General features: G+C 73.8%; 10 protein-coding genes. 3 read left to right on the forward strand and 7 right to left on the reverse strand.

Annotated elements, in window-relative coordinates; all coding sequences use genetic code 11:
- The coding region (locus tag AB0J72_RS58170) for an MmgE/PrpD family protein (RefSeq protein WP_363417642.1) at nt 1-1398 on the reverse strand (1398 nt) is incomplete at its 3' end.
- A 100-nt stretch (nt 1399-1498) separates the two neighbouring features.
- A complete protein-coding gene (locus AB0J72_RS58175) occupies nt 1499-2089 on the reverse strand; it encodes a MarR family transcriptional regulator (protein ID WP_363417645.1) in 591 nt (196 codons plus the stop codon).
- 80 nt (nt 2090-2169) lie between these two features.
- Here AB0J72_RS58175 and AB0J72_RS58180 point away from each other — a divergent pair, with 80 nt between their 5' ends.
- Complete coding sequence (locus AB0J72_RS58180) at nt 2170-2913, forward strand: arylmalonate decarboxylase (RefSeq protein WP_363417648.1); 744 nt, start codon at nt 2170-2172, stop codon at nt 2911-2913.
- A 70-nt stretch (nt 2914-2983) separates the two neighbouring features.
- On the opposite strand, the gene AB0J72_RS58185 is transcribed toward AB0J72_RS58180, so the two are convergent.
- The 5 genes from AB0J72_RS58185 to AB0J72_RS58205 are packed head-to-tail and all read right to left on the reverse strand — an operon-like array spanning nt 2984 to nt 8298.
- Nucleotides 2984-3454: a hypothetical protein gene (locus AB0J72_RS58185; protein ID WP_363417650.1), complete on the reverse strand. Its 471-nt coding sequence runs from the start codon at nt 3452-3454 to the stop codon at nt 2984-2986.
- Nucleotides 3451-4908 carry an aldehyde dehydrogenase family protein gene (locus AB0J72_RS58190; protein WP_363417653.1) on the reverse strand — a complete coding sequence of 486 codons (1458 nt, stop codon included), beginning with the start codon at nt 4906-4908 and terminating at the stop codon, nt 3451-3453. Before AB0J72_RS58190 ends, AB0J72_RS58185 begins: the two co-directional genes overlap by 4 nt.
- Nucleotides 4905-6275 carry a UbiD family decarboxylase gene (locus AB0J72_RS58195; protein WP_363417656.1) on the reverse strand — a complete coding sequence of 457 codons (1371 nt, stop codon included), beginning with the start codon at nt 6273-6275 and terminating at the stop codon, nt 4905-4907. Before AB0J72_RS58195 ends, AB0J72_RS58190 begins: the two co-directional genes overlap by 4 nt.
- Entirely contained in the window at nt 6272-7783 is a 1512-nt protein-coding gene (locus tag AB0J72_RS58200; RefSeq protein WP_363417659.1) for a 4-hydroxyphenylacetate 3-hydroxylase N-terminal domain-containing protein, read from the reverse strand. Before AB0J72_RS58200 ends, AB0J72_RS58195 begins: the two co-directional genes overlap by 4 nt.
- Nucleotides 7780-8298 carry a flavin reductase family protein gene (locus AB0J72_RS58205; protein WP_363417662.1) on the reverse strand — a complete coding sequence of 173 codons (519 nt, stop codon included), beginning with the start codon at nt 8296-8298 and terminating at the stop codon, nt 7780-7782. Before AB0J72_RS58205 ends, AB0J72_RS58200 begins: the two co-directional genes overlap by 4 nt.
- A gap of 139 nt (nt 8299-8437) precedes the next feature.
- Between AB0J72_RS58205 and AB0J72_RS58210 the strand changes: the two genes are divergently transcribed.
- Both AB0J72_RS58210 and AB0J72_RS58215 read left to right on the forward strand, forming a co-directional pair.
- On the forward strand, nt 8438-9637 hold the full coding sequence (locus AB0J72_RS58210; RefSeq protein WP_363417664.1) for a CoA transferase: 1200 nt from the start codon (nt 8438-8440) through the stop codon (nt 9635-9637).
- A 28-nt stretch (nt 9638-9665) separates the two neighbouring features.
- Nucleotides 9666-10877: an acetyl-CoA C-acetyltransferase gene (locus AB0J72_RS58215; protein WP_363417667.1), complete on the forward strand. Its 1212-nt coding sequence runs from the start codon at nt 9666-9668 to the stop codon at nt 10875-10877.
- Nucleotides 10878-10996 lie beyond the last annotated feature (119 nt).

A 10996-nucleotide genomic window follows, 5' to 3' on the forward strand; every position in this document is an offset into this window, starting at 1 on the left:
CTGCAGCCCGTCCGCGGCTGACCGGCCGACATGCAACGCCTTCGTCATCGAGCCGAGCTGCTCGGTGACGCCGGCGGCGAGCGAGCCGGCGATCGCCAGGGCGTGCCGGGTCTGCTCGGCGTCCAGCCGCAGCACCCGGGCGGCGGCAGCGGCCGCGCCGACGTGCCCGGCGGTCCCGGTCACGTGCCAGCCGCGGTCGAAGTGCCCGGGCCCGAGCGCGATGCCGACCCGGCTGCCGACCTCGATCCCGGCCACCACGCCGGCGAGCACGTCCCGGCCGTCGGCGTCCACGACGGCCGCGGCGGCGAGCGCGGCGCCGACGACCGGGGCGCCGGGGTGCAGCACGGTGCGCAGGTGCGTGTCGTCGAAGTCCTCGACGTGCATGGCGTACCCCATGAGCAGCGCCGCCGCGTATCCGGACACGGTCGCGCCGCGCCCGGCGACGGGCACGTCGCCGCGCAGCCCGAGGTCGCGGAGGGTCTCGGCGACCCTCAGCACGGCGGGGTGGGCGGCGGCGTCGACGGCGAGGCCGACGACGTTGGCCAGGGCGCGCCGGCCGGCGTGGCGGGCGCTCTCGGGCACGGCGTCGAGATCGAGGCCGCTGGAGAAGGCGGCCAGCCGCGCCGCGAGATCCGGTCCGGCGGGCGCCGGTCGGGCGGGCACCGGCGCTGCCTGCTCCTGGGGTTCCAGGACGGTCCAGACGGTGCCGAAGCCGTCCAGCAGGGTGGCCGCGGCGGTGCGGTCGCCGTAGGCGAACAGCAGGCCGCGTGGCCCTTCGAGGGCGGTCGGTGACGCCGTGACGCCGTGGCCGGCCAGTGCGGCGGCGAGCACGCCCGCGGCGGCGGCGAACCCCGGTGTCAGGTCGCCCAGCGGCGTCCCGTCGTGCACCCGGTGGCCGCCGGTGAGGCTGGCCGCGATGCACAGGGCCGAGGTCAGCCGGTCGTGCGTGGCGCCGCCGGCGAGGCAGGCGGTCACGGCCGCCCCGAGCACGCCGACGCTGCCCGCCGGGTCCCAGACGGCCGCGTGACGGGGGCCGAGCGCGGCGGCGAGCCGCACGGCCAGTTCGGCGCCGATGAGCACGGCCAGGGCGGGGTCACGGTCGGCGGCGGGTCCGGGGACGGCGGTGGCCGCCGCCGCGCACACGCGCCACGCCCACGCCGGCCCCGCCGGCCCGTCCTGGCGGTGCCGGTGCTCGGGCAGGGCCCCCGCCAGGAGGGCGGTGGTGAGCGGGTCGGTGATGTCCGGGCCGTACGGCGTCTGTGCGGCGATGCGGTGCAGCGCCGGCGCGGGCGGTGCGCCGGCCGCTGCGAGGGCCGCCTTCGCGGCGGCCAGTGCGGACGCGTCGACCGGCGCGGCGCAGGTGCGCAACGCACGGTCGGCGAACGATGGTGCGAGCACGCCCACCCCCAACACTCAACTACAGTGCTTAAGCGAGGTTAACTACTTAAGGACGGCAAGTCCAGGACGGGTCGGTCACAGCGCCACCCGGGCGGACGCCTCAGGCCGGCGTCGCCGCTCTGGCGGTGCGGCCGGGCTTCGCCGCGGCCTCGTCCGCCGACGCGAGCTGCAGGCTGGCCCGCAGGCTCTCCCCCACGGGCGATCCGGCCTTGATCCCCACGAAGAACGCCAGCACCACCAGCGCCGCCTGCCGCTGGTCGTCGGTGAGCTGGCGGTGGAACAGCGCCGCGTGCGCCTGAACCTGCTCGTTGATCTCGGCCAGCACCGGGCCGACCTCGGCGGTGGCGACCACGCGGGTCATCCGCTTGTCCTGGTCGGTGCGCTGCCGCTCGACCAGCCCGCGCCGCTCCAGGTCGCGGACCAGGCGCGAGGCGAACGCCGGGACCACGTCAAGGCGCTCCGCCAGCTGGCTGACCGTCAGCGGCTCGTCCATCACGCCGAAGATCTGGATCAGCGCCTGGTGCGCCAGCGGGTCGAACCCGTGGTCGCGCGCGGCGTCGTCGACGATGCGGATCACCTTGCGGATCACGTAGCGGGCGGTGGCGACGGCCTGCACGTATGTCTTCTGATCGGTGACCTTGTCCTGGCCGTTCTGCACCCAGGCGGCCAGTGCGATCTCGGTCTCGTTCACGTGCGTCCCCTTCACCGTGCCCGGTTAAGCCTCAAGTATCACACTAGGAATAAGTACCCAGGATCATTATGCTGATGGTCATGGTACCTCCGGCAGCCATCCGCAATAAGTGGGGCGTCATCATTCCGTCGACGAACATCATGGTCGAGCATGACCTTGCCATGCTCTGCCCGTCCGGCGTGACCTTCCACGCCGGGCGTGCATACATCAGTAAACCGTCGATGGCTTCCGACGCCGACGCCAAGGCCCTCCTCGACCAGATGGACGCGTCGTTCGACGCGGCCCTGCGCGACGTGCTGACCCTGGCCCCCGACCGCATCGTCATCGCCATGTCGGCCGAGGTGATGCGGCGCGGCGTGCGGGGCGGCGCCGAGTTCGTCGACGCCGTCGCCCAGAAGGCCGGCCTGCCGGTCACCACCGGCCCGGCCGCGGTCATCGCCGCGCTGCGGCGCATCGGCGCGACCCGCATCGCCGTGCTGACGCCGTACCAGCCCGAGTCGGACCGGCTGACCAGCCAGTACATGCGGGAGTGCGGCTTCGACGTGGTGCACGTCGAGGGCCTGCGCCGCACCTCCGCCACCGACATCGCCGAGACCACCCCCGGCCAGGTCATCGCCGGACTGCGCGCCCTGGCGGAACACCGCCCCGACGCGCTGGTCGTGGTCGGCACCAACCTGAGCGCGGTGAAGCTGGCCGCCGAGGCCGAGCACTGGCTGGGTCTGCCCACGATCGCCATGAACGCCGCCACCGTCTGGCACGCGCTGCGCGAGTCGGGCATCACCGACCGCCGCGCCGACGCCGGCTTCCTCCTCCGCGACTTCTGACCGGCCACCCAAACGGCGGCGGCGGCACTGGGACGCACCCGGTGCCGCCGCTGCATTTTCTGGTGTCTGGTTACCGCAGCGCCGTGAACGTCCAGCGGCGGGAGCTGGCGTACCAGGGCAGCGCCGCCACCTCCGCCCGCTTCGGGCCGCGGCCGGCGGCGGCCCGCTCAGGCCCGTCGAGCACCTGCAGGTCGGCCAACTCGTGCAGCACGAAACAGTTGCGCTCCCCCGGCGGGACGTCCGGTGCGAGCAGCCGGCGGACGCGCAGCCACGACGGGGCGGCCAGCAGCAGCGGGGTGTGCTCGGTGTCGTACCAGTCGTCGAACTGGGCCAGCCCGGTCGGCGGTACCGCGAAACTCACCATCAACAGGTAGGCACCGGCGGCGGAGGCTGGACCGGAGTCGGCGCGCACCTCGCACAGCGGGCCGCCGTCGACGGGGTCGTGCGGGACCAGGGCCAGGCCGTCGGCCGGGTCGTCGACGGAGATCCAGCGTTCGACCAGTGGCAGCGTCCCGATCGGGCCGCGCAGCAGTGTGATCACCAGCGTGTCCTCATGTTGACCGCCTTCACCTCGGCGTACGTGCGCAGCTCGTCCAGGGTCTCCTCGCGGCCCAGGCCGCTGTCCTTGACACCGCCGAACGGCTGGCCCCAGTAGTGCCGGCTCACGTCGTTGACCCAGACGTAGCCGGTGTGCAGGCCGCGGACCACCCGCATCGCCTGCTGCAGGTCGTTGGTCCACACGGCGCCGGTGAGCCCGTAGTCGACCGCGTTGGCCTGGGCCAGCACGGTGTCGACCGAGGACCAGCGCAGGACGGACACGACGGGCCCGAAGATCTCCTCGCGGGCGATGCGCATGTGCGGCTCGACCCGGTCGAACAGCACCGGCGGCTGGAAGAACCCGCCGGACAGGCCGGGGTCCGCGCCCTTGGCGACGATCCGGGCGCCCTCGCCGCGACCGGCGGCGACGTAACCGGCCACCCGGTCGCGGTGGGCGGCGGAGACGAGCGGCCCCATCGCCGTACCGTCGACATAGGCCACACCCGGCACGAACCGGGCGATGCGCTGCTCCACCGCGGCCACCACGGCGTCGTGGACGTCCTCGTGGACGAAGACCCGCGACGTCGAGCCGCACGACTGCCCGGCGCAGCTGTCGAGGTTCATGCCCGCCACGACCGCGTCGGCGACGGCCTCCACCGGCGCGTCCGGGAACACGATCATCGCGTTCTTGCCGCCGAGCTCCAGCGACACGTGCTTGACCGCGCTCGCCGCCGCGGCCCGCTGGATCGCCAGCCCCGTGGCGACGCTGCCGGTGAAGCCGATCCGCCGGATCAGCGGGTGCCCGACGAGCGCGGCGCCGGCCTCGGCACCGCCGGTGACGACGGTGAACACGCCCGGCGGCAGCACCTCCTGGGCGATCTCGGCCAGCCGCAGCGCCGACAGCGGGGTCTGCTCGGCCGGCTTGAGCACCACGGAGTTGCCCATCACCAGCGGCGGCAGCATCGCCTTGATCGCGAAGTACGCCGGGTGGTTGTAGGCGACGATGCGGGCCACCACACCGAACGGCTCGTACTCGGTGAAGTGCAGGTCCCGCGGGTCGATCGGGATCGTGGCGCCGCCGGTCATCCCGGCCACGGCGGGCCAGGTGACGAACTGGTGCAGGCAGCGCTCGACGTCGGACAGCATCGCCGGGAACGGGTTGCCGCCGTCCAGCGCGTCGAGCATCGCCAGCTCGTGGCGGTGCTCGCGGACGGCGGCGCCGAGCGCCTCGAGCAGCCGTCGGCGGCCCGGCACGCCGAGGTCCCGCCAGGCGGGCTGGGCGGCCGCGGCGGCCCGCACGGCGAGGTCGACGGTGGCCGCGTCGGCGACCGGCACGTCGGCCAGCGGCGCGCCGGTCGACGGGTCGACCGTCGGCGCGTGGCGCAGCCCGGCGACCGGCTCCCCGGCGACCAGGATGCGCGGGGCGATCCGGTCCCGGACGTCCTGCGGATCGATCATGAGGCACCTGCATCGGGGAACAGCTCGGACCAGCGGGCGCGGACCTGGTCGCGGACGCCGGCCGGCACGTCGACGAGGACCGAGCGCTCCGGGTCGGCGCCCAGCGGGCGGGTCGCGTCGATGCCGAGCTTGGAGATGGTCCGGCCGACGGACATCGGGTCGACCGGGTTGGACTTCATACCGGGCACCACGAGCAGGTCCTCGTGGGCGCGCATGCGGGTGGCGACCGCCCACTCGACCTGCCGGGGGTCGGCCGGGTCGATGTCGTCGTCGACGACGGTGACGTGCTTGATGAGGTCCTGCGTGCTGAACGCGGCCAGCATCGCCAGGCGGGCCTCACCCGGGTTGCGCTGATCGATCGCGATGACCGCGTGGAAGCGGCAGCTGCCGGCCTCGGTGAGCACCACGCGGCGGGTGCTCGGCACGACCGCGCGGACCGCCCGCAGCAGCGTCGCCTCCCGCGCGACGGCGCCGGTGACGAGGTGCTCGGGGTGGTTGCCGCCGACGATCATCGTCAGCCACGGGTCCCGCCGGTGGGTGACCGCGGTGACCCGCAGCACCGGGTTGTCGCGCATCGGCGCGTACAGGCCGGGGAACTCGCCGAACGGGCCCTCCGGGGCGCGGTCGCCCGGGTGCAGCAGCGCCTCGATCACGATCTCGGCCTCGGCCGGGACGAGGACGTCGACCGTGCGGCCGCGGACCATCCGCAGCGGCTCGCCGAACAGCGCCCCGGCGGCGTGCGCCTCGTCGAACGGCACGAGCAGCTGCGAGGCGGCGACGACGGCCGGGTGGCAGCCGAGCGCGACCGCCACCGGCATCGGCTCGCCGCGCGCCCACCACTCCTGCAGGAACTGCCACGAGTGGGTGGGGGCGAAGTTGACGCCGAGCCGGTCCGGGCCCTGCACCTGGAGCCGGGCGATGGCGAGGTTCTGCCGGCCGCCGCCGGGCGGGGCGCACAGCAGCACGCCGGCGGAGAGGTACCGGCCGCCGTCGCGCTCGCTGATCGCCGGGATCGGCAGCAGCCCGGTCAGGTCGATGCCGTCGGTGACGACCACCTCCTGGCAGGCCGCGTCGTCGACGACCGCCGGCGGGACCGGCGTGTCGAGGGCGGCGGCGAGCACCTCGCCGAGCCGCTGGTCGTCCACGCCGAGCACGCAGGCGAGCTTGTCGCGGGTGTTGAGCAGGTTGCCGACCAGCGGGACCCGGTAGCCGGGCACGTCGTCGAAGCGGACGGCCGGGCCGTGCGCCAGCTCCCACAGCACGGCCGCGGCCTCGTACTCCCAGCTGACCGGCTCGGCGACGACGACGGCCTTACCGTGCCGCCGCAGCGTCTCGAACGCGCCCCGCAGGTCCTGCCCCAAGGTCACCCCCGCACCGGGTCGAGCGCGTCGCCAGCCGGCGGGAGCGCGGTGTCGCGCAGCCCGCTCAGGTCGTAGCTGTCCAGCATCGTGTCGACGAGCCGGCGGCCCGCGCCGAAGTCGTAGGCGTCGTACATGCGCATCTTCACCACGAACGGAGCTCCCGCGTAGAACATCTCGTACTGGTGGTGGCGGCTGGCGAACTCCGAGCCGACCATGTCCCACACCAGCTTGAGCAGTTTGACGCGTTCCGTGGCGGGATATCCCGGGGATTGCACGAACCGGTTCACGTCGGCGGCGATCGCCGGGTTGGCGAAGTCGTTGGCCGAGGACGGCAGCTGGATCAGCCCGCCGCCGCACAGGTCGCGGATCATCACCAGCAGCTTGGCGTACAGGTCGGGCTGCAGCGCCATGTTGGCGAAGCACTCGGCGCGGCCGGGCCAGGCCACGCCGTGCTCGTCGACGGTCGCGTGCTGCTCCTGGGCGAGGACCAGCCCGGTCACGGTGGCGACCTGCGCGGCCATCTCACCCAGCGCGCCCTTGACCGGCGGCAGGTTGACCGATCCGTTCATCTCCGCGACCCGGTGGGCGAGGCCGACCAGGAACTCCAGCTTGGTCCAGAACCGGATCTGGGCCTGGTTGTTGCCCAGCAGGTGCCCGGCGGTGGCGAACCACTGGCGCTTGACGACGTCGAGGTTGCGGTAGGCGAACACGTGCTCCCACGGCACGAACACGTCGTCGTAGACGAGCAGCGAGTCGGTCTCGTCGAAGCGGGCGCTGACCGGGTAGTCGAACAGGCTGGAGGAGGCCGCGGCGTACGAGCGGCGGGCGTAGATCTTCACGCCGGGCGCGCCGACCGGGACCATCGCGGCGAGCGCGTACGCCTCGTCGCCGGGCTGCAGCGGCGCGATGTTGCTCAGGTAGACGTAGTCGGAGATGGCGGTGCCGGTGCCGAGCATCTGCGCGCCGCGCACCACGATGCCGCCGTCGCGCTCGGCCACCACGCCCGCGTAGAGGTGCGGGTCGGCCTGCTGGTGCGCGGGCTTCGAGCGGTCGATCTGCGGCGGGAGGATGGTGTACGTCATGTACAGGTCCTCGTCGCGGGCCTTGGCGTGGAACGCCTCGACGTTGCGGGCGAAGTGCTCGCCACCGGCGGCGAAGACGTGCGAGTGGCCGGCGAACCCCGCCAGGAACCCGGCCACGTGCTCCGGGCCGCGGCCCATCAGCCCGAAGGTCTGCTCCGCCATCGCCTTGAGCGCGACCCGGCGGCGGGTCAGGTCCGCCGGCGAGCGCGGTATGAGGTGGGCGAGGCTGACCGGCTCGCCGGTGACCGGCGAGGCGAACGTGAGCTGGTCGCGGTTGGCCTTGTCGTCGACGGTGTCGTAGAGCGCGGCGACGGAGCGCACGGCGCCCTTGAACGCCGGGTGCCGGGTGATGTCACCGACGAGCTCGCCGTCGATGAAGACCTGGCGGCCGTCGCGCAGCCCCTCGAGGTACTGGTCGCCGCTACGGGTCATCGGACGCTCCCGTTGGTGGTGAGCGGTGCGGTGAATGGCATGCGCGTCGTCTCCTGTAGCGGGTGCAGTGCTTGGTATCCGCGCTGGTAGTGCACCAGCGGGCCAGGATCGGGAGCCGGGCTCAGCCCGACGCCGCGCACCCGTCCCACGATGACGTGGTGGGTGCCGGCCGGGAAGTGCCGGTAGGTTTCGCAGTCCACGAAGGCGAGCGAGCCGGCCACCGCCGGCGCTGTCCACTGTGGAGCGTCGATGAGCCACTCCGGCGGGAGCACCTTCGACCCCCCGGGGCGGGAGCAGTGCTCCGCGATCGGCTCGGCGTCGACGCCGAGCAGGTTGACCCCGAAGTAGCCCGAGCGCAGCACCCGCTCGTAGGTCCGGGTGGCGCCGTGCACGCAGATGAGCACCAGTGGCGGCTCGCTGGACACCGAGCTGAACGCGGTGGCCGTCATGCCGACCGGCGCACCGTCGGCGTCGTGGACCGTGATGAGGGTGACCCCCGACGCGTAACGGCACATCGCTTCTTTGAAACTGTCCGGCGTCAAGCCGGCCGGTGTCATCGTCACAGCGACTCCCGTATTCTAGGTCTGGTATAAGACTAGCTTACCTAGGTACAATAACCAAGACCTTTCATTTCCGGTCGCGAGCGAGGAACCGATGAACCACACCGGCCACGGGCCACTGCACGGCCTGCGCGTGATCGAGCTGGCGAGCTACATCGCCGCACCGCTCTGCGGCCTCACCCTGGCCCAGCTCGGCGCCGACGTGCTGCGCGTCGACCCGCTCGGCGGCACCCCCGACCGGCACCGGTGGCCCCTCGCCCCGAGCGGCACCAGCCTGTACTGGACCGGCCTCAACCGCGGCAAACGCTCCATCGCCCTCGACCTGCGCGCCGAGCAGGGCCGGCGGCTGCTCGCCGAACTCGTCGCCGGCGCCGACGCCGTGCTCACCAACGCCGGCAACCGCCCCGGACAACGCTACGAGGACCTGCACGCGACCCGCGACGACCTCATCTACATCGAGGTCGCCGGCGCGCGCGGCCGCGGCTCCGTCGACTACACCGCCGACGCCGCGGCCGGCTTCCCGCTCGCCACCGGCACACCCGACACGTCCGAACCGACCGGGCACGTCCTGCCCGCCTGGGACGTCGCCTGCGGGCTCTACGCCGCCGTCGGGCTGCTCGCCGCCCAGCACGACCGCGCCGCGACCGGCCGCGGCGCGCACCTCGTCATCGGCCTGGACGATGTCGCCCTCGCCACCGCAGGCAACCTCGGCTACCTCGCCGAGGCCGAGCTCACCGGCGCCGGCCGCCCCCGCGTCGGCAACGCCGTCTACGGCACGTACGGCCACGCGTTCGCCACCCGCGACGGCCACATGATGATCGTCGCGCTGACCGCCCGGCACTGGAACGACCTGCTCACCATGACCGGCCTCACCGTCGCCGCGCACGCGATCGAGGCGGCGCTCGGCACCGACTTCACCCGCGAGGAGGAGCGGTTCCGCCACCAGGGCCTCCTCGACGCCCTGCTGCAGCCATGGTTCGCCGCGCGGAGCACCACCGAGGCCGAGGCGGCGCTGCGCCCCACATCCGTGCTGTGGTCACGGTTCCGCACGTTCCGCGAGATCGTCACCGACGGCCGCGACGAGCTGCTGGCCGGGCCGCTCTTCGACGTGCTCGACCAGCCCGGCGTCGGGCCGCACCTGGCCCCCGGCTCCCCCATCACCGGCGGCGGCCGCACCCTCGGCGGCCCGCGCCCGGCGCCCGGGCTCGGTGAGCACACCCGCGCGGTGCTCGCCGAGCTCGGCCGTTCCCCCGCCGACATCGACCGGCTCATCGACTCAGGCACCGTCGCCTGACCACGCCACACCACAAGGAGGTCGACGGATGCCTGACGCCGTCATCTGCGCCCCGCTGCGCACCCCCATCGGCCGCTTCGGCGGCGTCCTGCGCGACGTCCCCGCCGCCGAACTGGCCGCGACCGTCATCCGCGCCGTGATGGAACGCACCGGCCTGGACCCGGCCGCCGTCGACGACGTCATCCTCGGCCAGTGCAGCCCCAGCGGCGAGGCACCGGCGATCGGCCGGGTCGCCGCCCTCGACGCCGGGCTGCCCGAGACCGTCGGCGGCGCCCAGGTCGACCGCCGCTGCGGCTCCGGGCTGCAGGCGGTCCTCACCGCCGCGATGCAGGTGCAGACCGGCGCCAGCGACCTCGTCCTCGCCGGCGGCGCGGAGAGCATGAGCCAGGTCGAGCACTACGCCACCGGGCTGCGCTGGGGCGCCGGCGAGCACGTCGCGCTGGTCGACCGGCTGGCCCGGGCCCGCGCCACCGCCGGCGGCCGCGGCCGCGTCGTGCCGGGCGGCATGGTCGAAACGGCCGAGAACCTGCGGCGGCACTACGACATCCCCCGCGCCGAGCAGGACGAGCTGTCGCTGGAGTCGCACCGGCGGGCCGTCGCCGCCCAGGACGCCGGCATCTTCGCCGCGGAGATCGTGCCGGTGACGGTACCGTCGAAGAAAGGACCGCAGACGGTCGACACCGACGAGCACCCGCGCCGCGACAGCACCCTCGAAGCGCTGGCCCGCCTGCGCCCCGTGCTCGGCCGCGACGACCCCGACGCCACCGTCACCGCCGGCAACTCCAGCGGCCAGAATGACGGCGCCGCCATCTGCGTCGTCACCACCGCGCAGCGGGCCGCGGAGCTCGGCCTCACCCCGCTCGTGCGGCTCGCCGGCTGGTCCCTCGCCGGCGTCGCGCCCGAGGTGATGGGCCTCGGGCCGGTCCCCGCCACCCGCCGCCTCCTGGCCCGCACCGGCCTGACGCTCGCCGACATCGACCTCATCGAGCTCAACGAGGCCTTCGCCGCGCAGGTCCTCGCCGTGACCCGGGAATGGGGCCTCACCGCCGCCGACTTCGCCCGGCTCAACGTGCACGGCTCCGGCATCGCCCTCGGCCACCCGGTCGGCGCCACCGGCGCCCGCATCCTCACCACCATGGCGTACGCGCTGCACCGCCGCGACGCCCGATACGGCCTGGCGACCATGTGCATCGGCGGCGGGCAGGGCCTGGCCGCGCTGTTCGAGCGGGTCGGCGCTTAACGCTTCCCCACGGGTGAATCCGGGGGATTTCTGACTCAGGCCGCATGCAACCCGCTCCAGGAGGAGGTGATCGCATGTCTTACGCCATCAACATCAGCACGGTCACGCTCTGCCGTGGC

Source organism: Dactylosporangium sp. NPDC049742, from assembly GCF_040674675.1.
Classification (GTDB): domain Bacteria; phylum Actinomycetota; class Actinomycetes; order Mycobacteriales; family Micromonosporaceae; genus Dactylosporangium; species Dactylosporangium maewongense.

Bases quoted from the DNA above. Each gene is read 5' to 3' on its own strand.
- AB0J72_RS58200 (WP_363417659.1), bottom strand. From the start codon at position 7,783: ATGACCCGTAGCGGCGACCAGTACCTCGAGGGGCTGCGCGACGGCCGC.
- AB0J72_RS58180 (WP_363417648.1), top strand. From the start codon at position 2,170: ATGGTACCTCCGGCAGCCATCCGCAATAAGTGGGGCGTCATCATTCCG.
- AB0J72_RS58205 (WP_363417662.1), bottom strand. From the start codon at position 8,298: ATGTGCCGTTACGCGTCGGGGGTCACCCTCATCACGGTCCACGACGCC.
- AB0J72_RS58210 (WP_363417664.1), top strand. From the start codon at position 8,438: ATGAACCACACCGGCCACGGGCCACTGCACGGCCTGCGCGTGATCGAG.
- AB0J72_RS58190 (WP_363417653.1), bottom strand. From the start codon at position 4,908: ATGATCGATCCGCAGGACGTCCGGGACCGGATCGCCCCGCGCATCCTG.
- AB0J72_RS58215 (WP_363417667.1), top strand. From the start codon at position 9,666: ATGCCTGACGCCGTCATCTGCGCCCCGCTGCGCACCCCCATCGGCCGC.